This is a genomic window from Streptomyces sp. NBC_00224 (assembly GCF_041435195.1).
In the GTDB taxonomy this organism is placed as follows: domain Bacteria; phylum Actinomycetota; class Actinomycetes; order Streptomycetales; family Streptomycetaceae; genus Streptomyces.
Window position 1 is genome coordinate 7,922,037 of the sequence record NZ_CP108106.1, and the last position, 24,895, is coordinate 7,946,931.

Annotated in this window: 22 protein-coding genes and 1 pseudogene; 10 read left to right on the forward strand and 13 right to left on the reverse strand. The window is 71.7% G+C overall.

Annotated elements, in window-relative coordinates; translation table 11 throughout:
- Positions 1–97: 97 nt before the first annotated feature.
- Entirely contained in the window at positions 98–1,054 is a 957-nt protein-coding gene (locus OG965_RS35415) for a hypothetical protein (protein WP_371656155.1), read from the reverse strand.
- 351 nt (positions 1,055–1,405) lie between these two features.
- Positions 1,406–2,428 (reverse strand): glycoside hydrolase family 88 protein, encoded by a 1,023-nt coding sequence (locus tag OG965_RS35420; RefSeq protein WP_371656156.1) that lies wholly within the window; start codon positions 2,426–2,428, stop codon positions 1,406–1,408.
- Between the two features lie 321 nt (positions 2,429–2,749).
- On the opposite strand from OG965_RS35420, the gene OG965_RS35425 reads away from it, so the two are divergent.
- Complete coding sequence (locus OG965_RS35425; protein WP_371656157.1) at positions 2,750–3,691, forward strand: DUF389 domain-containing protein; 942 nt, start codon at positions 2,750–2,752, stop codon at positions 3,689–3,691.
- Positions 3,692–3,756: 65 nt separating this feature from the next.
- On the opposite strand, the gene OG965_RS35430 is transcribed toward OG965_RS35425, so the two are convergent.
- Positions 3,757–4,173 (reverse strand): hypothetical protein, encoded by a 417-nt coding sequence (locus OG965_RS35430; protein WP_371656158.1) that lies wholly within the window; start codon positions 4,171–4,173, stop codon positions 3,757–3,759.
- A gap of 212 nt (positions 4,174–4,385) precedes the next feature.
- On the opposite strand from OG965_RS35430, the gene tgmA reads away from it, so the two are divergent.
- Positions 4,386–4,577 (forward strand): putative ATP-grasp-modified RiPP, encoded by a 192-nt coding sequence (tgmA, locus tag OG965_RS35435; protein ID WP_371656159.1) that lies wholly within the window; start codon positions 4,386–4,388, stop codon positions 4,575–4,577.
- A gap of 15 nt (positions 4,578–4,592) precedes the next feature.
- Positions 4,593–5,513 (forward strand): ATP-grasp ribosomal peptide maturase, encoded by a 921-nt coding sequence (gene tgmB / locus OG965_RS35440; protein WP_371656160.1) that lies wholly within the window; start codon positions 4,593–4,595, stop codon positions 5,511–5,513.
- 61 nt (positions 5,514–5,574) lie between these two features.
- Here tgmB and OG965_RS35445 read toward each other — a convergent pair whose 3' ends face one another.
- Positions 5,575–6,561: a LysR family transcriptional regulator gene (locus tag OG965_RS35445; protein ID WP_371656161.1), complete on the reverse strand. Its 987-nt coding sequence runs from the start codon at positions 6,559–6,561 to the stop codon at positions 5,575–5,577.
- Positions 6,562–6,706: 145 nt separating this feature from the next.
- Here OG965_RS35445 and OG965_RS35450 point away from each other — a divergent pair, with 145 nt between their 5' ends.
- The gene (locus OG965_RS35450) at positions 6,707–10,195 is read left to right on the forward strand and encodes a M28 family peptidase (RefSeq protein ID WP_371657149.1); all 3,489 of its coding nucleotides are present in this window, start codon (positions 6,707–6,709) and stop codon (positions 10,193–10,195) included.
- Between the two features lie 80 nt (positions 10,196–10,275).
- Here OG965_RS35450 and OG965_RS35455 read toward each other — a convergent pair whose 3' ends face one another.
- Positions 10,276–11,637 carry an FAD-dependent oxidoreductase gene (locus OG965_RS35455; protein WP_371656162.1) on the reverse strand — a complete coding sequence of 454 codons (1,362 nt, stop codon included), beginning with the start codon at positions 11,635–11,637 and terminating at the stop codon, positions 10,276–10,278.
- Positions 11,638–11,874: 237 nt separating this feature from the next.
- Here OG965_RS35455 and OG965_RS35460 point away from each other — a divergent pair, with 237 nt between their 5' ends.
- Positions 11,875–12,171 (forward strand): DUF4031 domain-containing protein, encoded by a 297-nt coding sequence (locus tag OG965_RS35460; protein ID WP_218976541.1) that lies wholly within the window; start codon positions 11,875–11,877, stop codon positions 12,169–12,171.
- A 31-nt stretch (positions 12,172–12,202) separates the two neighbouring features.
- On the opposite strand, the gene OG965_RS35465 is transcribed toward OG965_RS35460, so the two are convergent.
- Together OG965_RS35465 and OG965_RS35470 are read right to left on the reverse strand one after the other, a co-directional pair.
- Positions 12,203–13,423 carry an MFS transporter gene (locus OG965_RS35465; RefSeq protein ID WP_371656163.1) on the reverse strand — a complete coding sequence of 407 codons (1,221 nt, stop codon included), beginning with the start codon at positions 13,421–13,423 and terminating at the stop codon, positions 12,203–12,205.
- Positions 13,424–13,544: 121 nt separating this feature from the next.
- Positions 13,545–14,050 (reverse strand): annotated as a pseudogene (locus OG965_RS35470) (DUF664 domain-containing protein).
- 250 nt (positions 14,051–14,300) lie between these two features.
- Here OG965_RS35470 and OG965_RS35475 point away from each other — a divergent pair.
- Positions 14,301–15,158, forward strand: coding sequence for an arylamine N-acetyltransferase (locus OG965_RS35475; protein ID WP_371656164.1), 858 nt, complete (start codon positions 14,301–14,303; stop codon positions 15,156–15,158).
- Positions 15,159–15,276: 118 nt separating this feature from the next.
- Here the strand turns inward: OG965_RS35475 and OG965_RS35480 are convergent, their stop codons facing one another.
- Complete coding sequence (locus OG965_RS35480) at positions 15,277–15,681, reverse strand: DUF5997 family protein (RefSeq protein ID WP_371656165.1); 405 nt, start codon at positions 15,679–15,681, stop codon at positions 15,277–15,279.
- Between the two features lie 58 nt (positions 15,682–15,739).
- On the opposite strand from OG965_RS35480, the gene OG965_RS35485 reads away from it, so the two are divergent.
- Positions 15,740–16,525, forward strand: a complete 786-nt coding sequence (locus tag OG965_RS35485; protein ID WP_371656166.1) for a LysR family transcriptional regulator substrate-binding protein — start codon at positions 15,740–15,742, stop codon at positions 16,523–16,525.
- Between the two features lie 24 nt (positions 16,526–16,549).
- On the opposite strand, the gene OG965_RS35490 is transcribed toward OG965_RS35485, so the two are convergent.
- The 3 genes from OG965_RS35490 to OG965_RS35500 all read right to left on the reverse strand — a co-directional run bounded on the left by OG965_RS35490 (position 16,550) and on the right by OG965_RS35500 (position 18,668).
- Positions 16,550–17,218, reverse strand: coding sequence for a histone deacetylase (locus OG965_RS35490; RefSeq protein ID WP_371656167.1), 669 nt, complete (start codon positions 17,216–17,218; stop codon positions 16,550–16,552).
- Complete coding sequence (locus OG965_RS35495; RefSeq protein ID WP_371656168.1) at positions 17,215–17,721, reverse strand: GNAT family N-acetyltransferase; 507 nt, start codon at positions 17,719–17,721, stop codon at positions 17,215–17,217. Before OG965_RS35495 ends, OG965_RS35490 begins: the two co-directional genes overlap by 4 nt.
- Before the next feature lie 125 nt (positions 17,722–17,846).
- Positions 17,847–18,668 carry an alpha/beta fold hydrolase gene (locus tag OG965_RS35500; RefSeq protein WP_371656169.1) on the reverse strand — a complete coding sequence of 274 codons (822 nt, stop codon included), beginning with the start codon at positions 18,666–18,668 and terminating at the stop codon, positions 17,847–17,849.
- A 141-nt stretch (positions 18,669–18,809) separates the two neighbouring features.
- Between OG965_RS35500 and OG965_RS35505 the strand changes: the two genes are divergently transcribed.
- Together OG965_RS35505 and OG965_RS35510 are read left to right on the forward strand one after the other, a co-directional pair.
- Positions 18,810–19,664 carry a helix-turn-helix transcriptional regulator gene (locus OG965_RS35505; RefSeq protein WP_371656170.1) on the forward strand — a complete coding sequence of 285 codons (855 nt, stop codon included), beginning with the start codon at positions 18,810–18,812 and terminating at the stop codon, positions 19,662–19,664.
- Positions 19,665–19,743: 79 nt separating this feature from the next.
- A complete protein-coding gene (locus OG965_RS35510; RefSeq protein WP_371656171.1) occupies positions 19,744–20,967 on the forward strand; it encodes an aromatic acid exporter family protein in 1,224 nt (407 codons plus the stop codon).
- A 40-nt stretch (positions 20,968–21,007) separates the two neighbouring features.
- Here the strand turns inward: OG965_RS35510 and OG965_RS35515 are convergent, their stop codons facing one another.
- A complete protein-coding gene (locus tag OG965_RS35515; protein WP_371656172.1) occupies positions 21,008–21,817 on the reverse strand; it encodes a peptidoglycan-binding protein in 810 nt (269 codons plus the stop codon).
- 224 nt (positions 21,818–22,041) lie between these two features.
- On the opposite strand from OG965_RS35515, the gene OG965_RS35520 reads away from it, so the two are divergent.
- Complete coding sequence (locus OG965_RS35520) at positions 22,042–22,848, forward strand: hypothetical protein (RefSeq protein ID WP_371656173.1); 807 nt, start codon at positions 22,042–22,044, stop codon at positions 22,846–22,848.
- Here OG965_RS35520 and OG965_RS35525 read toward each other — a convergent pair.
- Positions 22,834–24,876, reverse strand: a complete 2,043-nt coding sequence (locus OG965_RS35525; protein ID WP_371656174.1) for a tetratricopeptide repeat protein — start codon at positions 24,874–24,876, stop codon at positions 22,834–22,836. The two genes, OG965_RS35520 and OG965_RS35525, sit on opposite strands and share 15 nt — an antisense overlap.
- Between the last annotated feature and the right edge of the window lie 19 nt (positions 24,877–24,895).

Genomic DNA, 24,895 nt, shown 5'->3' on the forward strand with positions numbered 1-24,895 from the left:
TGCGCTCGGACACTGGGGCAGCCTTTCCTGATGGGGGTGGACAGGGCGCGTCGAGTCTCGTACGGGTGCCGCGGGGACGTGCGGCCGCAGGGGCGGATCAGGCCGGGCCGGGGGTCGGCAGTCCGCAGGACCGCCTGGCCCTGGTCAGCCGCTCCTCGGGGTCGCCGAACGCGCTCCAGGGCATGCGGGAGGCGTAGGGCCCCATGGCCGTGAGCACTTCCCGGGCCTCGAACTCGCGCTTCGCCATGAACAGCGCGTGCGCAAGATACGCCAGGTCCAGGACCGGTGTGAAGCGGTAACTCGCCGTGTGGGGAAACCAGTTCTGGTAGATGCCCAGCGCGGTGGCCGTCCACTGGGGCTGGAGCCAGGTGCTGTCCGCGAGCAGGGCGGCCGGGTCGTAGTCCTCGACCAGTGCGACCAGGGGGAGCAGCCGCAGGGGTGAGTTGAGCGGTGCGCGGTGGCTGAGGAAGGAGGCGACGTCCCAGCGGGCGCTCGCCGAGCCGCCGTGGCGGGTGAAGAAGAAGGCCAGGAACCGGTGGTGGGCCTCGCGGTTCCAGGGGTCGAGCCGCAGGATGTGGGAGAAGAGCAGCCAGGGTCCCGGGGGCGCGGTCAACAGGCCTTTGGGGGCCGGGTCGTGGGAGCGTTCGTAGCGGGCGAGGGCGAGCTGGGCGACCCACGGGGTGGGGTCCTGCGGGAGCAGCTTCGCGGCCCGTCCGCAGGCGGCGGTCGCTATGCGCACCAGCGCGCCGGCCCGGCCGTCCTGGGCGTCGGCCATGCGTAACGCCCGTACCATCGCGACACGCGCGGCCAACAGCGCGGCCTCCGCGCTGGGTTCCTCGGCGAGCCACCGCTCGGCGAGGTCGGAGTCGGCGGCCTCGGACGCGAGCACCAGAGAGCGGTGGGCCCGCACCTCGAAGTCCGTGCGCGCGTCCTTGAGGACGTTGTGCGCGCTCAGATACCGACCGGCCCTCACGTCCGTGCAGGCTTGTGCCAACTCGCGATCGTCGGCGGCTGGATGCCACACGTACTGTCCCTCGAACGAGCCCGCAGTCACGATCCCCTCTCCATCCCGAAGACGACGCCACCCGCATGCGCATTCCGGCCATGGCGAATTCGGCCAAGGGACGTAACCCCTACGCAGGCTCACTGACAGCGAGGCACACCTTACTCATCATTAAGTCGTATCGAAACTCGTCGCCCGGAATATCTGGTTCCTTGTCATTTATGGGCGGGACAAATGAGGTTCGCCCCACCGGCGCCGCCGTCCGGCTTTTGGGGCGGTGCCGGTACGGGGTATGTGTACGGCATATTCCGCGGTCGAACGCGCCTTTTCGGCCGTGGCCGGATTCAGCTACGGCGGGCGCGACAACCACCGCGAGCGCCCTGCCGGTGCGGCCTACCGGCCCTAACGGCACAGCGCCGCCAGCTCCGTTCCGGCCAGCAGGAAGGCTCCGACGCCGAAGTCCGCCGTGGTGTCGTACGTGACGGGCCGGCTGGAGTCGGGGCGGTCGCCGACGCCCTGGACATAGCCGAGGAAGCCGTCGGGGTGCACGGCGGTGGAGACGAGGCCGCGCCAGGCGCGGGCGGCGACGGGGAGAAAGGCCGCGCGGGCGACGAGCCCGGCCCGTACCGCGTACGCGGCGCCGTAGGTGAGGAACGAGGTGCCGCTGGTCTCCGGGCCGGGGAAGTGGCCCGGGTCGGCGAGGTTCACGTTCCAGAAGCCGTCGGGGCGCTGGACCCGGCGGGCGGCGGTGAGCAGGCGTACGAGTGCCTCGCGGTACTCGGGCACGTGCGGATCCCCCGGGGGCAGCGCCTTGAGGGTCTTCACATGGGCGCCGGCGACCCAGCCGTTGCCGCGGGACCAGACGACGGGGCTGCCCGAGGGCGAGGTGATCGCGCCGGGCAGGCCGGGTATGAACCGCTTGTCGCGGAACCACAGCCCGCTCGCCGTGTCGCACAGACCGGGGCCGCCCTCGGTGCGCCTGGTGTGGGTGTAGAGGCGGTGGAGCTTGTCCGTGTACGCGCTGTCCTGGCGCAGCACGCCCAGCCGGGCGAACGGCGGCATCGCCATGTGCAGCGCGTCCGCCCACCACCAGTCGTCGTCCTTGGCGGGCCGGTCGACGGCGACCATGCGGTGCAGGCACTCCTCGATGGCCGCGATCTTCAACGGCTCGGGCTCAAGACGGTGGAGGTCGAGATAGGTCTGCCCGGCGCACTGGTTGTCCGCGTGCCGGGTGGTCACCCCGCCGATGAGTCCGTACGCGTGGCTCTCGGCCCAGCTCCGCGCGTACATGAGGTAGTGCGTGTCGCCGGTCAGCCGGTGCAGTGCCATGAGACCGCTGAAGAACGTGGCCCGGGCCCAGCCGTTGTCACCGGGGTCGCTGTGCGCCGCCAGCCAGTGGTCGGCGACCCTCCGCAGGACGGCCACGATCTCGTACCTGGACGGAAGACCACTATGGGCGCTTGCCGGAGACGGCGCCGCCAAAGATCCGCTAGTCGCCAACACGGCACTTGCTGCTAGTAGTTGACGACGATTCATCTCCCGGCACCTCTCCATCCGTGGAGTTCCGTATCCTGCACGGGAATCAGAGATGTGTCCACGGGGCATTGCCCAAAAGGGCCACCCGGGTGGCGCGCGTGACGCGGGTGTGCGGCGCGTGCCACCCTTGCCGTCTGCGGAGGCCCTGGTCACGGGGCCGGGAGCCGGCGCCGGCCGACTCCGACGGAACCGATACCTGGAGTAGGGCTGTTGCTGCATCTGCGTCTGAACGTGCCCGCCGACCTCACCGACGAGGTGGTGCGGACCCTGGAGGCCACGGTGGGCACCGCCCATCTGGCCGTCGTCCCGGGCGCCTCCCGCAACCCCGCGGGCGATCTGGTGCTCTGCGACGTCGCCCGCGAGGCCGGGGACGGACTCCTCGGCAGTCTGCGCGCCCTCGGCCTCGACCGGTCCGGGGCGATCGCCGTCGAGAACATCGACCTGTCGCTGTCCAAGCGCGCCGAGAAGGCCGAGGCGGAGGCCCCGGGCGAGGGCGTGGACGCGGTGCTGTGGGAACAACTGGCGGACGCGACCCACGAGGAGTCGACGCTCACGGTCACCTATGTGGCGTTCCTGGCGATCGCCACGATGCTCGCGGCGTGCGGCGTGATGCTCGACAACGCCATCCTGATCGTGGGCGCGATGGCGGTCGGCCCCGAGTTCGGGCCGCTGGCCGGGATCTCCACGGCGCTCGTCCAGCGTGCGCCCGGGCTCGTGTGGCGGTCGCTGACGGCGCTGGTGGTGGGCTTCGCCGCGGCCATGCTGCTGACGGCCGGATTCGGCTGGCTGCTTGACCAGGTGGGGCTGTTCGACAAGGCCATGCTGGAGGCGGACCGCCCGAACACCGCCTTCATCTGGAAGCCGGACTGGATGTCGTTCGTCGTCGCCTTCCTGGCGGGTGTCGCCGGAACCCTCTCGCTCACCTCGGCCAAGTCCGGGGCGCTGATCGGGGTGGCCATCTCGGTGACCACGGTCCCGGCGGCGGCCAACGCCGCCATGGCGTTCAGCTACAAGGAGTACGCCCAGACCTGGGGCTCCAGCGGGCAGCTCCTCGCCAACCTGGGCGGGATCGTGCTGGCGGGGATCCTCACCCTGCTCACCCAGAAGTCACTCCTGGCGAGCCTGCGCCGGCGCCGTACGCCCGCGAGCTGAGAGCTCGTGCCGCGTGGCGCGGGGCGGGGGCAGCCCGCCGCTCCCGCGCCACACGCGAAGGCCGGTCAGTACGTCTCGTGGTGCCCCTTCTTGGACCAGCCCTCCGAGTCGCAGTTGTGCTCGTAGTACGAGCCCTTGTTGGCGTTGCTGCCCGCCGCCGTGTGGCAGCTCTTCTTGTAGCCGCCGTCCTCGCCGTGGCCGCGGCCGTACTTGTCGTCGTGGTCGCGCCCGTGGTCACGCCCGTAGCCCTTGTCACGGTCGTGGTCACGGCCGTAGTCGCGCCCGTGGTCACGGTCGTGGTCGCGGCCGTAGTCACGACCATGGTCACGGTCGTGGTCGCGGCCGTAGTCACGGCCGTGGTCCTGGCCGTAGCTGTGCTCGCGGCAGTGGTCGTCGTTGTCGTGGGCGAGCGCGGTCGCCGCGCCGCCGAAGACGATGCCGACGGCAAGGACGCTCGCAGAGATCGTGGTACGCAAACGCATGGGTGCTCCTGTGAGGTGGGTGAATTGTGACGTCCTCAGCGATCACCGTTACGGGAGGTGGCGAAACCTGACTTCACCCGACTGCCCGGTGTGTGACTACCGGTGTGTGACGCCCTTCACGTCTATGTGGCGGAACGTGATGAATTCCTTACAGGGCCACTACGTACAGGTGTGCACAAGGATCGGCGTGACGTTTCTGCAGGAGGTTCCTCGTGAGGCCGTTCACTCTGCACTACACGGTGCCGCATGAGCCGGAGGCCGTGGCGGTCCCCTACCACTTCGACGCCTCGCGGCAACTGAACGTGCTGCCCGACGGGCGCCCCGCCGTCGCCGACCGCGCGGTGCTCAGGGCGACCGGCACCACCACGTCCACCGCCGGTTCCCAGACCCACTTCGACGACTGACGGCCCGGCAGTCGGATGACGGTTCTCATCCTCACCTGCGAAGGCGACGTCACCACGGACATGGTGGTGACCGAGCTGCACGAGCGGGGTGTCCCGCTGGTGCGCCTCGACCCCGCCGATCTGCCCGGCAGAGCGGTGCTGTCCGCCGAGTACGCCCACGGGGACTTCGCCGGGCACCTGTCGGTCGACGGGTTCCTGGTGAGCATGTCCGGGCTGCGCTCGGTCTGGGTGCGCCGGCCGGGGCAGCCCGCCGCCCATGCGCCGGAGCCCTCCCAGTGGCTCACCGCCGAGGTCCGGCAGGCGCTGTTCGGCATGCTGTACTCGGCCTCCGCGCGCTGGATGAACCATCCGCGCGACGCCGAACAGGCCCGTCACAAGCCCTGGCAGCTGCGGGTCGCCCACGCCGGCGGGTTCGCCGTGCCGCCCACGGTCGTCACGACCGTTCCCCGCGTGGCCCGGCAGTTCGTGCAGGAGTACCGGGACGTGGTGGTGAAGAGTGCCGCCGGGCCGCCGCCGGACGAGCCCCTGATGGCGCTGCCGACCACACTGATCGGGCCCGACGCGGACTTCTCCAGCGTCCGGGCGGGCCCGGTGCTGCTCCAGCGCTACATCCCCAAGAAGGCGGACATCCGGCTGACCTGCGTGGGTGCCCGGCTCTTTGCCGCCCGGAAGGTCTCCGACCCCCAGCAGGTGGACGGGCGATACGACGACAGCGGTCACCGCTGGGAGCCCACCGGGGTGCCCGACCGCATCGCCGAGTCGGTGCACGCGTACACCCGCCGCACCGGGCTCGCCTACGCGGCGTTCGACTTCGCGGAGGACGCGGACGGGGTCTGGTGGTTCCTGGAGTGCAACCAGGGCGGGCAGTTCGGCTTCGTCGAACTCGACACGGGCCAGCCGATAGCCGCCGCGGTCGCCGCCTGGCTGGCTGAGTGAACCGCGACGGGGCCGCGGCCGCGCACGGTCGCCACCAGCGGCACCCCCGGGCTGCGGCAGCTCAGGCGTCGGAGGCCTGGAGCTCCTGCCGTTCGTCCGGCGGGTGCAGCTCCGGGTGGGTGTCCCACCAGGCCCGGTGGAACGCGTTGTTGTCGACGTTGGACAGATACGCGCAGACCGCCGCGCGGTAGAGCAGCTCCGCCTGCCGGGTCGGAACGGCCGAGCGGTTCCAGGCCAGGCGGATGCGGCCGTGCAGCGGGGCGCCGACCAGGGGGCGCATCACGGTGCCCTCGGCCCGCGGCGCGGTCGGCTGGCTCAGGGCGACGGCGCGGCCTCCGGCGATCAGGGCGTACTGCATCTGGCGGTCCGCGATCCGGTGCCGCAGCCTGGGCACGAACCCGGCTCGCGCGCACGCCTCAAGGAAGGCCTCCGGGCCGCCGTCGTCGTCCTCCACGAGGGTCATCCACGCCTCGTCGGCCAGGTCGGCCAGCTCGATGTGCTCCCGGTCGGCCAGGGGGTGGCGGGCCGACATCCGGATGGAGAACGGTTCCTCCGGGATCAGTGTTCTGGCCAGGACCCCTTCGGGGAGCGGGACTTCGTGGTCGTTCACCTCCCCGTACACGATGGCGTCATAGCGTCCGGCGCCGAGCATCCGGGTCAGCGCGGTCACCGAGTGCTCCAGGTCCACGGTGATCTCCTGCCCGGAGAGCGAGAGATCGGTCTGCTCCAGCAGGCCGTCGACCAGGACGAGCAGGATGCAGCCGAGCCGCATCGGGGCGTCGGTGGCGACCGCGCGCGCCCGGGTGCCGAGCGCGTCCATCTCGCTGAGCACACGGCGCGCCCTGGCCAGCACGAACCGGCCCAGCGCGGTCGGCTCCGTGCCCTGGCGGCTGCGGATGAACAGATCGCCGCCGGTGACCTGCTCGATGCGGCGCAGCTGGGCGGAGAGCGAGGGCTGGGACACCCCGAGGCGGCGGGCGGCGCGTCCGAGACTGCCCGCTTCCGCAATCTGGCAGACGGCCTGTAAGTGCCTCAACTCCAGCTGCATCTTCCGAGCGTACGCAGCGGCCCCCCGCCGCACCATAACTCGCGCCGTATGACCAACTGGTATGTACCACGCTTGCCATGTCCACGCCCATACTGCGCGAAGAACAGGCCCCCCACGATCGGAGTGGACGTTGCGCCCCTTCAGATTGACGGCCGCCGTGGCAGCGCTGGCACTGACCACGAGCCTGACCGGCGCTCTAGCCGGTACGGCGTCGGCCGCACCCCATTCGCAGTCAGGGCCGGACCAGCGGCCCACCCCCCTCTCGCGCGCCGTCGCCGCCGCCGACCAGGCGGTCCGCAGCGGGCTCGACACCTTGGTCAACTCCCCGCAGGAACAGTACGAACGACGCATGGTCACCCCCTGGGTGAAGAACCTCTACTCGGTCGCCTACGAGCGGAGCTACCGAGGGCTGCCGGTCGTCGGCGGCGACGCGGTGGTGCTCGCCGACGGCGACGGCGACATACGCGCCGTGCAGTCCGCCTCGGCCGTACGCGTCGACGTGGCGACCACCCCGTCGGTCACCGCGAAGAAGGCCGAGACCACCTCGCGCACCAAGCTGGCGAAGGTCGACAAGGTCGTCGACAGCCGGCTCGTCGTCCGGCTCGCGGACGGCAAACCCGCCCTCGCCTGGGAGACCGTGCTCGCCGGACGCACCAAGACCGCGCCCAGCAAGCTCCACGTCTTCGTGGACGCACGGACCGGGAAGGTCCTCGCCACCCACGACGACGTCGAGGCGGGCACCGCCAGCAGCAAGTGGAACGGCCCCAGTCCGCTCACCATCGACACCACCAACTCGGGCGGCAGCTACTCGCTGCGCGACCCCAACCGGCCCGGCCTCAGCTGCGCCGACTACAGCACGGGCTCGGTCTTCACCAAGTCCTCGGACTCCTGGGGCACGGGCAACCCCACCAGCAAGGAGACCGGCTGCGCGGACCTGATGTTCGCCGCGCAGAAGCAGTGGGACATGCTGGGCCAGTGGCTCGGCCGCAACGGCGTCAACGGCAGCGGCCGCAGCTTCCCGGGCAAGGTCGGCCTGAGCGACCTCAACGCGTACTGGGACGGCAGCTCGGTCACCATCGGCCACAACAGCGCCAACGAGTGGATCGCCGGAATCGACGTGGTGGCCCACGAGTACGGGCACGCCATCGACTCCAACACCCCCGGCGGCACCAGCGGCCAGGAGGCCGGACTCGGCGAGGGCACCGGTGACATCTTCGGCGCGCTGACCGAGGCGTACGTCAACGAGCCCTCCCCGTACGACACCCCGGACTACACGGTCGGCGAGATGATCAATCTCCAGGGCCGGGGTCCGATCCGGAACATGTACAACCCGTCGCTCGTCAGCAACGACCCGAACTGCTACAGCTCCTCGATACCCGGCACCGAGGTGCACAAGGCCGCGGGCCCGATCAACCACTGGTTCTACCTGCTCGCCGAGGGCAGCAGCCCCGGCGGCGGCAAGCCCAACAGCCCCACCTGCAACAGCTCCACGGTGACCGGCGTGGGCGTCCAGAACGCCGGCAAGATCTTCTACGGCGGCATGCTCCTCAAGACCAGCAGCATGTCGTACAAGAAGTACCGGACGGCGACGCTGAGTTCGGCCAAGTCGCTCGACCCCACGTGCGACCTGTTCACCAAGACCAAGGCCGCCTGGGACGCGATCACCGTGCCCGCGCAGACCGGTGACCCGACCTGCACGCCGAGCGGCCAGAACGACTTCTCGATGGCGCTGAACCCGGCGTCCGGCACCGTCCAGCAGGGCGGCTCGGTCACCACCACGGTGAGCACGGCCGTCACCACCGGCAACGCCCAGTCGGTGGCGCTCACCGCCTCCGGTCTGCCGTCCGGCGTGACCGCCTCCTTCAACCCGGCCACCGTGCAGTCCGGCCAGTCCTCGGTGCTCACGCTCTCCGCCACCAGCAACGCGGCGCCCGGCGCGTCCACCGTCACCATCAAGGGCCAGGGCACCACGCTCTCCCACACCGTCGACTACGCGCTCAACGTCGGCGGCACCCCGCCCGGCACCGACCCGCCCAACATCGACGTCGCCAACATCCAGGCGCACCTCTCCCAGCTGGGCACCATCGCCACCCAGAACGGCGGCAACCGCCGTGCGGGCAGCGGCGGCTACACCCAGTCGGTGGCCTACATCAAGGGCAAGCTCCAGGCCGCCGGATACACCGTGGCCGAGCAGAACTGCACCAGCTGCACCTACCCGTCGAACAACCTGATCGCCGACTGGCCCGGCGGCCCCGCCGACCAGACCGTCATGTTCGGGGCGCACCTCGACAGCGTGTCGGCCGGACCCGGCATCAACGACAACGGCTCGGGTTCCTCGACCCTCCTGGAGAACGCGCTGGTCCTGGCCCAGAAGAACCCCACCATGACCAAGCACGTGCGCTTCGCCTGGTGGACCGACGAGGAGCAGGGCCTCAACGGCTCCAAGTTCTACGTCAACCGTCTGAGCACCACCGACCGCGCGGCCATCAAGGCGTACTACAACTTCGACATGGTCGGCTCGCCCAACGGCGGCTACTTCATCAACAACGTCAACTCGACCGCCGGCGCGCCACTCAAGGCGTACTGGACCTCGCTCAACCTCGCCCCCGAGGAGAACGTCGAGGGCCAGGGCCGCAGTGACGACGCGTCCTTCCAGGCGGCCGGCATCGCCACCTCCGGTTACGCGGCCGGCGCCAGCGACCGCAAGACCTCGGCACAGGCGGCCAAGTGGGGCGGCACGGCCAACGCCGCCTACGACTCCTGCTACCACAGCGCCTGCGACACCCCGAGCAACATCAGCGCCACGGTCCTCGACCGCAGCGCAGACGGCGTGGCGTACGCGATCTGGAAGCAGGCCGTCGGCGGGACCACCCCGGCGCAGGACTTCTCCCTCGCCACCAACCCGGCCTCCGGCAGCGCCAACCCGGGCGGCAGCGTCACCAGCACGGTGAACACCACCACCGTCAGCGGTGACCCGCAGACGGTCGCCCTGTCGGTCTCCGGCGCGCCCAGCGGTGTGACCGCGACCCTCGACCCGACGTCCGTGCAGTCCGGCAAGTCCTCGACCCTGACCGTGCAGGTCGGTGCGAGCACCGCACCGGGCACGTACACCCTGACGGTCACGGGCGCCGGTACGGTCAGTCACAGCACCACCTACACGCTGACCGTCGGCGGCGGCACCTGCACACCGCGCCAGCTCGTCGTCAACGGCGGGTTCGAGAACGGCTCCAGCCCGTGGACAGCCACCTCGGGCGTCATCACCAACCAGGCCGGCGAGGCGCCGCACAGCGGCTCCTACATGGCGTGGCTGAACGGCTGGGGCTCGCCCCGTACGGACAGCGCCTCCCAGTCGCTGAGCATTCCGTCCGGCTGCTCCCGCTACCAGCTCTCGTTCTTCCAGCACATCGACACGGACGAGAACGAGAACGTCGCCTATGACGTCTTCACCGTCTCGGTGGGCGGCCAGACCCTGGCCACCTTCTCCAACCTGGACGCCAACTCCGGCTACACGGAGAAGTCCTACGACCTCTCGTCGTTCGCCGGGCAGACCGTCACCCTGAAGTTCAACGGCGTGGAGGACCAGTCACTGCAGACCTCGTACGTCGTGGACGACATCACCCTCCAGGTGAGCTGACAGCCATCTGAGAGTGCTGTGCACAGCGTCGGCCCCCGCCTCACCCGGCGGGGGCCGACCCGTCTGTCCAGGGTTCGCGATCAGGCGCCGCTGGCCCTCAGCATGTCCTCGCGCTCGACGATCTTGACGCGCGCGCGGCCCTGCGGCTCGCCCAGCGCCTTCTCGGCCTCGTCCAGCCGGTGCCAGCCCTCCCACGTCGTCCAGCGCACCCCGCGCTCGGCGAGGAAGGCGTCGACCGCCTCCGGCTCCGGCGCAGGCGGGGTGCGCAGCCGGCCCTGGGCGTGGTCGTCCAGGAGGTTGGCAACCGTCTCGTTGGCATCGCCCTTGGTGTGGCCGATCAGACCGACCGGGCCGCGGCGGATCCAACCGGTGACATACGTCGACGGGAGGGGCTGCCCGGCCTCGACGACGCGGCCGCCCTCGTTCGGGACCGTGCCCGACTCGACGTCCCAGGGCAGCTTGGGCAGCTCGTCGGAGAGGTAGCCCACGGCCCGGTACACGCCCTGGACGTCCCAGTCGTGGAACTCGCCGGTGCCCTCCACGTTGCCGGAGCCGTCGAGCCGGGTGCGCTCGGTGCGCAGGCCGACGACCGTGCCGTCCTCGCCGAGGATCTCGGTGGGCGACTCGAAGAAGTGCAGGAACAGCTTGTGCGGGCGCTCGCCCACGTCGCGGATCGCCCAGTTCTCCAGGGTCTTGGCGACCATGTCCGCCTGCTTGTTGGAGCGGCGGGTGGCGATGGAGCCCTCGTCGTAGTCGATGTCCTCGGGGTCGACGATGACCTCGATGGTGGGGGAGTGGTCCAGCTCGCGCAGCTCCATCGGGCTGAACTTCGCCTGGGCGGGGCCGCGGCGGCCGAAGACGTGCACCTCGCGCGCCCGGTTGGCCTTGAGGCCGTCGTACACGTTCGCCGGGATCTCCGTGGGCAGCAGCTCGTCGGCGGTCTTGGCGAGGATGCGGGCCACGTCGAGGGCGACGTTGCCGACGCCGAGCACGGCGACCTTGTCCGCGTGCAGCGGCCAGGTGCGCGGCACGTCCGGGTGCCCGTCGTACCAGGACACGAAGTCGGCGGCGCCGTACGAGCCGTCGAGCTCGATGCCGGGGATGTCGAGCGCCCGGTCGGCGTCGGCGCCCGTCGAGAAGATCACCGCGTCGTAGAACTCGTGGAGCTCGTCGAGGCTGATGTCACCGGGGTAGTCCACGTTGCCGAAGAGCCGGATCTGCGGCTTGTCGAGCACCTGGTGCAGGGCGGTGACGATGCCCTTGATGCGCGGGTGGTCGGGAGCGACGCCGTAGCGGATCAGTCCGAAGGGTGCGGGCATCTTCTCGAAGAGATCGATGGAGACGCCGGGGTCGAGGGCGGCCGCGGACTTCAGCAGCGCGTCCGCGGCGTAGATCCCGGCGGGACCTGCGCCCACGATGGCTGTCCGCAGGGGGCGGGGCATGAGTGTTTCCCTTCGACCGACAAACGAAATGGCTCGTCGGACACCCTAAGCTTAGGTAAACCTAAGTGAGTACCCGCCCCCTGTTTATGACCTCATAAGCCAACCTTATGACATCCCAAAGCCATGGTGATGGGCAGGGTGGCGAACGGCGCGAAACGGTCGCCACGGCGGGGTGTCCCGGGGCCGCTCCGGGGCAAGGGAGAATACAAAGCCTCAGCAGGAGTGGGAGGTTGCCCCTTGACCGTCTACGTGGACGACGTGAAGGACTACGGCGCTCTCGCGCGACGACGAGGTCTGCCGTCCGCGCACTGGTGCCATATGACGGCCGACACGGAGGACGAACTGCACGCCTTCGCGGCCGCCCTCGGCATGCGCCGCGCCTGGTACCAGCGCAAGGGCCCGCAGGACCACCGGTGGCACTACGACATCACCCCGCCGACCCGCGCCCAGGCCGTACGGCTGGGCGCCCGGGAGGTGGACCGGCGGTTCATGGGCAACCTGATGATCAGCCGCAGCGACGACGTCCGGGTCTGACCCGGCAGGGCGCGACGGCCCCGGCGCCGGGCTACGGGGCCGCGCTCGGCTCCGGCACGGCCGGCTGCCGGGCCGAGGCGGTGATGCCGGGGCGCTTTCGGCACGCGAAACCGTGCCGGACCAGGGCCGCCCCGGTCAGCAGCGCCACCAGGACGCACACCCCCGGCCAGCCGAAGGCGGCGTACGCACGGGCCCCGGTCCACGAACCCAGGCTTCCGCCGATGTAACCGCAGGTCATGTACGCGGTGTTGAGCCTGCTGCGGGCCTCGGGGCGCAGCGCGTAGAACCGCACCTGGTTGGCGATCATGCCCGACTGCATGCCGATGTCGAGCAGCAGCGTGCCCACCACCAGGGCGGCCATTCCCAGCGATCCGCCGAGACCGCCGAACGCCAGGACGGCGGCCGCCGCCAGGACGCCGAGCATGCTGACGAGGTTGACCGCGTCGGGCCCCCGGCGGTCGGTCTGGCGTCCGGCGAGCGGGGTGCAGAGCATGGTCGCCGCGTTGACCAGGGCGAGCGCCCCGACCGCCCGCGCGCCCATGCCGTACGTGGAGCTCGTGAGCAGCAGGGCGACGCCCGTCCAGACGGCCGAGAAGCCGCCGAACAGCATGGCCTGGTAGAAGCAGGACCGCCGCAGCTCGGGCTCGGCGCGCAGCAGGCGCAGCGGCTCGGCGAGCAGCGACGGATACCGCTGCCGCGACGGCGGAGTCGTCTTCGGCAGCACGCGCCACAACAGCACCGCGGTGATCAGGGCGAGCGCCGCGGCGATCAGATACGGGGCGCGCCACCCCAGCCACTCCCCGACGGTTCCGCCGAGCGTCCGGGAGAGCAGCATGCCGCCCAGGGACCCGCTCAGCAGGGTCCCGCTGACCGCCCCGCGCCGGTCTTCGGCCACCAGGCCGACCGCCAGCGGCCCCGCGATCGGGGCGATCACCGTGGTGATCCCGATGAGGGCGCTCGCGCCGACCAGCGGCCCGAGCCCCGGCGCGGCGCCCGCGGCGAGCAGCCCGAGCGCGGTGAGGCCGAGCAGCGTGACGATCAGCGACCGGTGCGGGAACCGGTCCCCGAGCGGTACCAGCAGGAAGATCCCGGCCGCGTACCCGAACTGCGCCGCGGTCACGGTGAGGGCGGCCGCGTCCGGGGAGACGTCCAGCGCGGCGGCGACCGTGGGGCTGATCGCCTGCGGGAAGTAGACGTTGCCCACGGCCACCCCGCAGGTGACCGCCAGGAGCAGGATCACCTGCCGGCTCACCTGGGCCCCGTCACGTATGGGGCCAGGGGGACGGGACCGGCCGGGATCACTCATGCGCGCAAGTCCACGGGACCGATGAGCGATTGCCAACTGATTTAGCGCCCGGCTGAAGGGTGGTGGGTCAGCGGCGGGACAGCACGCCCCGTACGAACGCGGCCTGGCCGGCGTGCTGGAGGTCGTCCGAGACGACGCTGATGAGCCGGACCGCCAGGGTGACCGGCGGGTCCCACGACGTGTCGACGACCCGGGCGAGCGCGTCGCCGTCGAGCCCCGCGAGATAGGCGACGGTCTGCGCGTGGACGGCGTCGTGATAGCCGGTCAGCGCTCGGCGGAGGCGCTGACCGAGGCGACGTCGGCGGAGGTGTGGCCGTAACCCGTGTCCGTCTGCGCCAGCGGCAGCCCGAACCGCCGCGCCCACCCCTGTCCGGTCCACACCTGTTCGAGTCCGGCCGCATCCGCGATGTGGTCGTCCTGGATCCTGGTCAGATGCCAGACCAGCCAGGCGATGGAGTTGGCCGAGCCGTCGACGCGGAACGCCAACTCCTCGGTGCTCAGGCCTTCGACGGCCTCCGCGACCGTTTCGCGGATTCTGCCGAACGCGTCTACGAGGAGATCGGAACTCGTCACCGTGGTCACGGGTGCCAACCTAGTGCACGGGGAATCACATGCGCCGGTGCGCGCCGGGTGTCCGGGACCGGGCGTCCTGCACCTCTGGTCCTAGGACCAAAAGGTGAGCTCAGCACCACCTTTGAACAGAGGTTCCCTCACGTCACGCGGCATAGGGTCGACGTCGTAAAGAATGATCGTCGTGAAGCCGACGAGGCGTTGACCCACGGCGTACGGGTACACCGGCGCGGGGTCCGGAGGAGGGTGAGCCATGACTGAGGCACGGAACGACGGGCGCGGCTGGTCCGGCGACCGGTTGGACCTGGACGCCTACCTGGCCCGTATCGGGTACGAGGGGGAGCGCACGCCGACGCTGGAGGTACTGCGCGGGCTGCAGCGGGCGCATGTGACCTCGATCCCGTTCGAGAACGCCAACGCCGTGCTGGGCAAGCTGGTCGCGCTGGACATCGAGACGGTTCAGGACAGACTCGTGCGGGGCGGCCGGGGCGGCTACTGCTACGAGCACGTCGTGCTGTTCGCCAGTGCGCTGGAACGCCTGGGCTTCGAGTTCACCGGCCTCATCGGGCGCGTGACGCTGGGCAACACCAAGGTCCTCCCCGCCACCCACGCGCTCATCGCGGTGCGTCTGGCCGACGACGACCGGCTGTGGCTGTGCGACGTGGGATTCGGCAGCGGGCCGCTGGCGCCCATCGAGATCGCCGACGGCGTCGAGGTGGATCTCGACGGCTGGCAGTACCGCATGGAGCGCAGGGCGGGCGTGCTCGGCATCGACGAGTGGTGGCTGCACCAGTACGGCGAGAACGGCTGGATCGACCGGCACACCTTCACCCTGCTGCCGCAGTACCCCATCGACTACGCGGTGGGCAGCCACTTCGTGAGCACCCACAGCCGCTCGCCCTTCACCACCCGGCTGTTCACCCAGAAGTTCAGCGCCACCCAGTGCCACCGGCTGGACGCGGTCACCTGGACCACGTACGGCCCGGACGGCTCCGCCGTCGAGCGCAAGATCGAACCGGCCGAGCTGGGGCGGGTGCTCGCGGAGGAGTTCGGGATCGTGGTGGACGGGGAGGAACTCGCACAGCTGGAGCAGGGTCTCGCCTCGGCCTGACGCGTCGGGGCCTGCCGCAGGGCACAAGGAAATGCCGGTGATCTTCGTGGTGGCGAAGATCACCGGCAGCGTCCACGACCCGGGACCCGGGTCCGGACGGCGATGCTCGTGGTGGAGCTCAGGAGCGCTTGTCCTTGGACTCCTCGGCGCTCTGGGCGTTCTTCTCCTTGATGCGGACCGCTTCCTTGCGCACCTCGGCCTGGGTGGAGCGCTCCTTCTGGAGCCACTCCGGGTTGTCCTGCTTCAGGGCGTCGATCTGCTCGGTGGTGAGCGCGTCCGTCACGCCGCCGCGGGCCAGGCCCGCGATGGAGACGCCCAGCTTCGCCGCGACCACCGGCCGGGGGTGCGGGCCGTTGCGGCGCAGCTCCTGGAGCCACTCGGGCGGGTCGGCCTGGAGGGCGTTCAGCTCGGTGCGCGAGACGACACCCTCCTGGAACTCTGCGGGGGTGGCCTCAAGGTACACACCCAGCTTCTTGGCCGCAGTCGCGGGCTTCATGGTCTGGGTGGTCTGGTGCGACGTCATGGTGTCAAGAGTATCGAGCGTGTGCGCCACCTCCGACCATCACCGGTAACCTGGCGGGGTGACAGGCTCGGAAGCAACCCCCTCGTTCCGGCTCGCCTACGTTCCGGGCGTGACACCCACCAAGTGGGTGCGGATCTGGAACGAGCGGCTGCCCGACATCCCGCTGACCCTGGTCGCGGTCACGGACGCCGAGGCGTTCGACGTGCTGCGCGGCGGCGACGCCGACGCCGGTTTCGTACGGCTGCCGGTCGACCGTACGGACCTCAGCGCCATCCCGCTGTACACCGAGACGACCGTGGTCGTGGTCCCGAAGGACCACGTGGTCGCGGCGGTCGAGGAGGTGTCCGCCGAGGACCTGGCCGACGAGATCGTGCTGCACCCCCTCGACGACACCCTCGACTGGGAGCGTCCGCCGGGACAGCCCGCGCTGGAGCGCCCCGCCACGACGGCGGACGCCGTCGAGCTGGTGGCGGCGGGCATCGGCCTGCTCGTCGTCCCGCAGTCGCTGGCCCGGCTGCACCACCGCAAGGACCTCACCTACCGGCCGCTCACCGGTACCCCCGAGTCGCGTGTCGCCCTGTCGTGGCCGGAGGACCGGACCACCGACCTGGTGGAGGACTTCATCGGGATCGTCCGCGGCCGGACCGTCAACAGCTCCCGTGGCCGCGCCCAGACCCCGGCCAAGGCCGAGCCGAAGGCCAAGCGGCCCGACGCGTCCGCCGCAGGGCGCAAGCCGGCCGCGGGCAAGCCGGCCGGGAAGAACCAGCGGACCGGTTCCGGCTCCGGCGGTTCAAAGGGCGGTTCGAAGGGCGGCGCCAAGCGCGGCAAGCCCCGCGGACGCTAGTAGCCCCGGCGCCGTGGGGGCGCCCTACCCCGCCAGCAGCTCCCGTACGGACTGTTCGGACCAGTGCGGGTGCGCCCCGGGGCGGGACGCGACATACGCGGCGACCGCGTCGGCGTCCCACGCTCCCGCCTCCAGCAGACCCGAGACCAGATGGCGTACGTACGGGGCGGACGGCGCCGTCGACGGGACGGCATCCACCCTCCACGGCGCCGTGAACGTCAGCAGGGGAAGGCCGTCCACCTGCCCCGCGCAGACGAGGGTTTCGTAGCGGCCGTCACCGAACGCCATCCTTCCTCGGGACAGCACCTCGCTCAGATCGAGGTCGGTGCCCGGCTCCCGGTACATCTCCTGCGCGGCGATGTCGGCGAACTGGGAGGCCGACACGAGGTGGGCCCGCGCCAGGACCCGGCCTTCGGCGTCCGGGTCGTAGAAGGCCCGGCCGCCGCCCCAGACCGGCGACCGGGTGGCGAAGTACATGACGCCCGGGAGCTCCACGGGGATCGACGCGGTCGGCAGGCTGCGGTCCCGGCAGCCCGGGTAGACGCGGGTTCCGCCGGCCGGGCGTCCGCCGGCGAGATAACAGGCGAGCCGGTCCAGGAACATGTTCGAGCCGTACGAGGTGTACCAGACCTGCCGAGGGGCTGGATCGTCCAGGTCCAGTGGGCCCGGCTCGATGGCGCGCGGGGTGCTCACGGGCGCTGCCGTCCCTCCTCGCCGTCCAGGTTCCGCTCGAAGCGGAGGCCCGGGCGGCCGTCCAGCTCGGTCTCCCCGCAGGGGGTGAATCCGGTACGGGCCAGTACGGCTCGCGAGGCGGCGTTGTCGAGGGTCGTCGCGGCCCGCAGCCCGGTCAGGCCGTACTCCGCGGCGGCCAGGGCGCAGGCTTCGCGGACGCCCGCCGTGGCCAGTCCGCGCCCGGCGGCGCGCTCGGCGATGCGGTAGCCGAGGTCGGCCGAACCGTCCGCCACGTCGACCAGGTTGACCCGCCCCAGCACCTCGCCGCCGCTGCCCACCAGCAGGTGGAAGAAGTGCAGCCCCGCCGCCTGCTCTGCCAGCAACTCGTCGTGGCGTGCGTCGAAGTGGGCGAAGTAGTCGTCGCCCCGGTCGGGAACCGATGCGGCGAAGTAGGCGCGGTTCTGCCGCTCGAACTCAAGGAGTGCCGGAGCGTGGTCGAGGCGTAGGCGCTGAAGCTGAGGCATGGCCCGCATGCTACGCACCCGGTGCCGTGGCGACCGCGATTCACGGCTCCGCCCGGCCCCCGGCGCAAGCCCCTTCGCGGCGGCGGCCGCGCTCTGCCACGACGTCCTCCCGCCGGATGCCGGCGTCACGGGGCGAGGGTGAACTCGTGGACCAGCTCCACGAATTCGTCCTCCTTCTCGAAGAACGCCACATGGCCCGCGTCGATTTCCGCGTACGTGCTGTCCGCGATCGCGGTGTGCAGGGCGCGGCTGTTCTCGACCGGGATGGTGATGTCCTGGGCGCAGCCGATGACCAGGGTCCTGGCCCGGATGTGCGGGAGGTGGTGGCGGATGTCGATCCGGGTGTCGAGGTCGACGTGGCGCAGGGTGCCGGGAGTGGGCGGCATGTTGGGGATGAGGAGCTCGACCTGCTCGCGCCCGATGGCGTTGAGGAAGCCCCGGCTGAAGCCCGTCATGGCGATGGCGCGGCCGAAGGCGGCCGGGTCGGACGTGCCGAGCTGCCCCCACAGGGCGAACAGGTTGCGCAGGTACTCGTCGCCGTCGGTGTGGGCCCAGCCCGCGACCAGGACCAGACGGCGTACGAGGTCGGGGCGCAGGGCGGCGACGGCGGCGGAGACCGGGGCGCCCATGGAGAAGCCGAGCAGGTCGACCGGGCCGACGGCAGCGTCCTCGATGACGGCGATGACCTGCGCGGCCAGTCCTTCGACGGTCAGTGGCGCACCGTCGTCCGTGGTGCGTTCGGCGCCGGAGAGGTCGGGCGTGATGACCGTGTGGTCGGCGGTGAAACGGGGCGCTGTCCGGCCCCAGTTCACCGCGGCGCCGCCCGAGCCGGTGCCGTGGACGAGGACCAGGGCGGGGCCCGAACCGGCGCGCTCGTAGTGGACCCGCGCTCCGGCGACGGTCACGGTCGTGGAAGTGGCGGGAGCGAGGACAGGGGCGGTGGACATGGGTTTCTCCTTGGTGTGTGGCTGCCGGGGGCGTTCGCTCCGGCTGTGCCCACACTGCCGCCGTGACGCGAGGGGTGGGAGAGCCCGCCGGGACCCGGGGACCGGGAGTCCCTGGCTGGGGCGCGGGGGGCATCCGGCAAGATGATCCACATGACGATCGACCGCCGTGAACTCGCCGACTTCCTCCGCCGTTCGCGTGAGCGGGTGAGCCCCGGGGACGCGGGGCTCGCCGAGGGTTCCCGGCGCCGCACCCCGGGACTGCGGCGTGAGGAGGTGGCCCGGCTCGCGGGCATGTCGACCGACTACTACACCCGCCTGGAACAGGCTCGCGGACCGCAGCCCTCGCCCCAGATACTCGCCGCGCTCGCCCGCGCCCTGCGGCTGAGCGACGACGAGCGCGACCACCTCCACCTCCTGGCCGGGCACCGCCCGCCCGCCGCGCGCAGCAGGGACGACCAGGTCGGCGCGAGCCTGCTGCACCTGCTCGACCGCCTCCCCGGCACCGCGGCCCAGGTCCTCAGCGACCTCGGCGACGTGCTGGCCCAGAACGACCTGGCCCGCTCCCTGCTCGGCGGGGTGTGCACGGTCTCCGAACACGGGCGCAACGTGGTCTGGCGCTGGTTCGCCGACCCGGCGGCGCGGGACGCGTACCCGGCCGAGGAGCACGCGCACTACAGCCGGGTCCACGTCGCGGACCTGCGGGCCGCCGTGGGCCGCCGGGCCGGGGACCCGGCCGCGACCCGGCTCGTGGAGCGGCTGCGCGGCACCGGCGAGGAGTTCGCCGCCCTGTGGGAGCTGCACGAGGTCGCCGTGCGCCGCCACAGCCGGATGCGTGTGCTGCACCCGGTGATCGGCCCCGTCGACCTCGACTGCCAGGTGCTCCTCGCCCCGGAGGGCAACCAGCGGCTCGTCCTGCTCACCCCGCCGCCCGGCACGGACGCGGCCGACCGGCTGGCCCTGCTCCCGGCCGCCGGGGAGGAACGGCTGGTCGGGTGATTCGGCGCGCCGTGCCGTGGAAGCGGCGGGTCGCTGGACATCAGTGGAGGGGAAGCCGCCGCGAGGGAAGGTGCGGGAGGTGCCCGAGTTCACTGATCCCCTCATCCATCTGGCGCGGCGCCGCCGGGAACCCGCGGTGGTGCAGACACTGCGCTCCACGGCCGCCGCCGTCATCTCGTACGTGGTCGCGCTCCAGCTGAGCAGCGAACCCGCGCCGCTCACCGCCCCGCTGACGGCCCTGCTCGTCGTCCAGGTCACCCTCTACACCACGCTGATCACCGGAGTGCGACGGGTGAACTCCGTGGTGGCGGGTGTGCTGCTGGCCATCGGATTCAGCGCGCTCGTGGGTCTGACCTGGTGGAGCCTGGGGCTGATCATCCTGGCCGCGCTGGTGGTCGGACGCTTCGTCAAGGCCGGGGAGTTCGTCCCGGAGGTCGCGATCAGCGCGATGCTGGTGCTCGGGGTGACCCGGGTCTCGGCGACCGCGTGGGACCGCGTACTGGAGACGCTGATCGGCGCGGGCGTCGGCATGCTGTTCAACGTGCTGCTCGTGCCGCCGGTGTGGGTGGAGTCCGCGGGCGAGGCCATCGTGGAGCTCGCCGCACGGATGCGGAGGCTCCTCCTCGACCTGGCGGAGGAGGTCGGCGGCCACACTCCGGTCGCGCGGGCGGCGGCCCGGCTTCACGAGGCCCGCCGGCTCGACCACGACATCGTGCAGGTGGACGCCTCACTGCGGCAGGCCGAGGACAGCCTGCGGTTCAACCCCCGGGTCAAGGAGGGGCTGCTGTCGCGCATCGTGCTGCGCACCGGACTCGACGCCCTGGAGATCTCGGCGGTGGTACTGCGGGTGGTGTGCCGCTCGGTCACCGACCTCGCGAAGGAACGCACCCAGGAGCACCTCTTCGAGCCGGAGACGGGGATCGCCCTGCGGGACGTCTTCGAACACCTCGCCCAGGCCGTGGAGAGCTTCGCCGTACTGATCACCACGCAGGTCAGGGCCAACGCCGAGGAGGCCGAGAACCGCTTCGCAGCCGAGCTGGCGGCCGCCCGCGCGAGCCGCGACCGCGTCGCCCTGCTGCTGCTCGCCCAGGTCCGGCGCGACCCCCGGCAGTGGCAGCTGCACGGCGCGCTGCTCGCGGAGGTCGACCGGATCCTGGACGAACTCGATGTGGAGAAGCGGTCGCAGCGCCTGGTGGAGGAGCTCGACCGGCACTCCCGCGAACGCCGCGAGCGCCATCGGTTCCTCCGCCGGCTCACCAGCCGGCTCCAACGCGGCCTGCGTCTGCGGGAGTCGGCGGACTGAAGCCGCGATCAGGCACCCCACCCGCCGCACCCCGGCAGTGTTACGTACGGGGCACGCGCAGTTTCGTCCAGGACACCGGGCCCGGCCAGCCGTCGGCGTCGCTGCCCCGGTAGCCGATCTTCCGCTGGAAGTTCGCGTACGACCTGCGGTCGGCGTCGGTCCACCGCGGGCCCGGGCCGTCCTCGTACACCGCCGCACCCTCGGCCACCAGCCTGCGGCCCATCGCGGTGACGACCGGGCTCCGCGGCGCGGTGTGGAACCACTGGGCACCGGGGAACGGCTCCAGGCCGTCGGGGTGCGGCACGGGGGCGGGCGGCGGCCAGGACGGGTCGGCGGAGTCGATGCCGCCGGGGTAGTCCGGGTATCCGTATCCGTACACCCGGATCGACCTGCGCTCCCGTACGCGCCGGTACACACCGTCGCCCTCGGAGGAGCCGTTCACGTTGGTGTTGCCCTCGACGGTGTAGATGTGTGTGTCGTCGTACCGCTCGACCACGCCCGTGTGCTCGGAGCCGCCGGGGCCGTAGAACACCTGGGCGCCCACCGCCGGATACTCCGAGAAGCGGCCGCGCTCACGGAACCAGGCGACCCCCGTCGCGCACGACGCGGTGCGCGGGAACAGGCTCGCGGACCCGGCCCGCATGGCCACCCAGGAGACGAAGGTGGCACACCAGGCCTGTCCCTGCGACCACTTGAGCCCCGGGACCTCGTCGCTGTAGCGCTGGATGTTGTTCCAGTGGCCGTGATCGCGCCCCTCGTGGACGCCGACCTGCCCGGCGGCTGTCAGCAGCACCGCGCCGGCATCCCCCTCGACGATCTGCCCGTCGGACGATGACGTAGCTGTCTTCATCGGTTGATTCCTCCCCCGGATACGAGCGCGCTCGGACGCCCGGCTGCCCGGACTTCCCAGCGCCAACGACCGTTCCCCCGGCCGCACTTGAGCGTCGCACCCGTGTCTGTGAGCACCAAGCGGTGTTCCGCTGAGCGGACCGGCACACCCGTCCCACCGCGTCCCTGGCGGTGCGGCGGTGCGCGCGCCTAGCGTGGGCGAACCAGCGACCAAGAGGGGGAACCATGGCAATCCAACGCATCGGGCGGCGGCAGACGTTGCGGGCGGCGCTCGCCGCGACCGTGGTGGCAGGGGCCGGGATCGGCGGCATCGGCGGTGCGCACGCCGCCGGGCGGGACACCGGAGGCCGGGGCGGGCACGGCGGGCATCTGCCGCCGGTCCCCGGGATGCGGGGCGACCGCCTCGCCAACGAGTTCTGGTACGTCCTCGACGACACGACGCTCTTCCACCGCTCGCAGGAGCTGGACGACGCCTACACGGCCATCAGAACGTACGCGGGCGGTCTTGAGGCGCCGGTCATCGCGGCCTGGTCCACCAGATACCACCAGCCCGGCTACCCGGGCACCTTCCGTGACTGGGTGGCGCCGATCGCCGAGCAGTTACGCCTGCTCTCGAAGGTCCAGCTCGATGTCGTCGACCGGTTCTACCGGCGCCGCGACCCCCGGCTCGTCACCGCCTTCGCCGGCTTCGGCCAGGGAACCCTGTACGACCCGCGCCGCCCGGAGCCGGCGCTCTCCGTGCACACCATGAACGGGGAGGCCGGCTACCACGCCTGGCACGTGTATGCCCGCGCGATGGCGCTGCTCGGGATCGACCGGCGGCGATGGGAGGAGATCGGTCCGCTGGTGGGCTTCGCCTGGGCGCTCCAGAGCATCGCCAAACCTTCGACGCAGTCGCCCAACCCCCCGCTGCCGCCCCGTACGGTCGTCGAGCAGGCGGCGTACTGGCTGCCCAGGGGGATCGAGCGGCAGGACGCCGACTTCCAGTCCTATCCGTATCCCGCCGCGGCCCCGCCGTCACCCCTCGCCTGACACCCGCTCCCGGCACTCGGCCCGGCGCTCCTCCAGGGCCTCGCGGTCGGCGCCGGGCAGCTCCAGGGCGCGGGTGTAGTCGTCGAGGGCCCGCGCCCATCGCCCGGCGCTCTCGTGGACGTATCCGCGGTTGTGGAGGAGGTCGGGGTCCTCGGGGGAGAGCGCGAGCGCCGTCGTCAGGTCGCGCAGCGCCTCCTCGTGGTGGCCGAGGGCGAGGTGGGCGGAGGCGCGGTTGGCGTGCGCCCCGGCCGTCGAGGGGTCCAGAGCGAGGGCCCGGTCCAGGCTGTGAAGTGCCGCGTCGGCCGTGCCCAGGGCGAGCAGGGCCGTCCCGTGGACGCAGTGCAGCAGTGGATCGTCGGGGGAGAGGGCGAGCCCCTCGCGGGCCAGTTCGGCGGCCTCGGAGGCGCGGTCGTCGTCCAGCCACAGCTCGGCGAGGGCGATCCGCGCGTCGGTACGGGTCGGCTCCAGCTCCAGGGCCCGCGCGAACTCGGCCGCGGCGTCGCCCCCGCCCGCCGCGCTGTAGAGGTCGCCCCGGTTGTAGTGCAGCTCGGCGAAGGGCGGACTGATCCGCTCCACCTCCGCGTAGTCCGCCAACGCCGCCTTGAAACGCCCCTGTTGGTGGTGGAGGACGGCCCGGTCGAAACGGTACTCGGGGTGGTTCGGGTCCTGGCCGACGATCCGCTCGTACTCCTCAAGGGCCTCCTCGCCCCGGCCGAGGCGGGCCAGCAGCTGGGCGCGGTTGTGGTGCAGGACCGACTTGTGCAGGTGGTGGCGGCCGGGCGGCAGGCCGTCCTCGACCGCCGCGAGGGCGGTGTCCACCAGGCGCAGTGCCTCGGGCAGCTCACCGAGGTGCATGGTGACGAGCGCCTTCCCGTTGTGCATGAAGGCCGTGTGGAAGGCGCGGTCCTCGGCGTCGGGGAGCTGGTCGATGAACGCGATGGCGGTGTTGACGTGGGCCAGTGCCCGGACGTGGTCCTTGCGGGGAGCGTCGTAGAGCCGGGTGAAGAGGACGGAGAGCGCGTAGCTGACGGTGGTGTGCACCTTGGGGTCGGTGGTGCGCGCGAGCACGTCGTAGTACACGGCCTCCGCCTCGGCCGGGCGGTCCAGGAGCGCCAGGCACAGACCCCGCCGGCGCAGTTGGCGGTAGCGGGCGGGCCAGGGCGCGTCCGGGCCGAGGAGATCGTCCAGCTGCGCGTTCAGCTCCAGGGCGGCGGTGTAGTACCCCATGCCCAGGCAGTATTCGACGGCGGATTCACAGGCCGTGCGCCCCGCGTCGGGTGAGCTGCCGCGTGCCCGGTGGTACGGGATGGCGCCCAGCCGCCACGACCACACGGGGGACGCCTCCAGCTCGTCGGCGCGGCTTTCGTGGAGTTTGGTACGGGCGGCGGGGTCCAACTGGCGGTGGACGTCGTCGGGTTCGCCCGTTCCGTCGGCGCCGACGAACTCTCCGGTGTACGTGTCGGGCACGGCCGGGGCCGAGCGGTGCCCGGCGAGGCGGCGCAGCTCGGCGGCCGTCGCGGGGGCGAGTGGTGTGTCCTCGTCGGAGCACACCACGATCCGTACGCGCGCGGGGTCAAGTCGGCGCAGCGCGACGGCGAGGAACTCCGCGTCCGTTTCGTCGGCCTCGTGGACGTCGTGGAAGACGAGGGTGAGCGGGCGGCCGGGGTGGGACGCGAGGTGGTCCACCAGGCCGTTGGCGATGCGCCGGGTCCGCTCGTGGCCGTACCAGCGGGTGCGCTCGCCGGGCGGGGCCGCGGAGGTGAGGGTGGGCTCCGGCGCCCCGAGCAGGACGGAGAGTTCGGGTGCGGCCGCCAGGATCGAGAGCCGGGTGCCGCCGGGCAGCGGGCCCCGCTCGTGGGTGCGCGGCACCAGCAGCCGCATGAGCTCGCCCGCGCCGGTGTACGGGCCGCGCAGCCCTCGGTGGCAGTCCACGCTCACCAGGTCCGGGGAGGCCAGTGCGGCGGCCGCCGCCTCCCGCGCGGCCCGGGTCGGGCCGGTGATCCACAGGTGTGCCGTCGCCTCACGCACGCCGTTTCTCCTTCTGAGC

Coding starts and splice junctions, on each gene's coding strand:
- OG965_RS35455 (WP_371656162.1), bottom strand. CDS start 11,637: ATGCCCCGCCCCCTGCGGACAGCCATCGTGGGCGCAGGTCCCGCCGGG.
- OG965_RS35495 (WP_371656168.1), bottom strand. CDS start 17,721: ATGCCTCAGCTTCAGCGCCTACGCCTCGACCACGCTCCGGCACTCCTT.
- OG965_RS35500 (WP_371656169.1), bottom strand. CDS start 18,668: ATGTCCACCGCCCCTGTCCTCGCTCCCGCCACTTCCACGACCGTGACC.
- OG965_RS35515 (WP_371656172.1), bottom strand. CDS start 21,817: ATGAAGACAGCTACGTCATCGTCCGACGGGCAGATCGTCGAGGGGGAT.
- OG965_RS35480 (WP_371656165.1), bottom strand. CDS start 15,681: ATGACGTCGCACCAGACCACCCAGACCATGAAGCCCGCGACTGCGGCC.
- OG965_RS35445 (WP_371656161.1), bottom strand. CDS start 6,561: ATGCAGCTGGAGTTGAGGCACTTACAGGCCGTCTGCCAGATTGCGGAA.
- OG965_RS35505 (WP_371656170.1), top strand. CDS start 18,810: ATGATCCACATGACGATCGACCGCCGTGAACTCGCCGACTTCCTCCGC.
- OG965_RS35520 (WP_371656173.1), top strand. CDS start 22,042: ATGGCAATCCAACGCATCGGGCGGCGGCAGACGTTGCGGGCGGCGCTC.
- OG965_RS35430 (WP_371656158.1), bottom strand. CDS start 4,173: ATGCGTTTGCGTACCACGATCTCTGCGAGCGTCCTTGCCGTCGGCATC.
- OG965_RS35475 (WP_371656164.1), top strand. CDS start 14,301: ATGACTGAGGCACGGAACGACGGGCGCGGCTGGTCCGGCGACCGGTTG.
- tgmB (WP_371656160.1), top strand. CDS start 4,593: ATGACGGTTCTCATCCTCACCTGCGAAGGCGACGTCACCACGGACATG.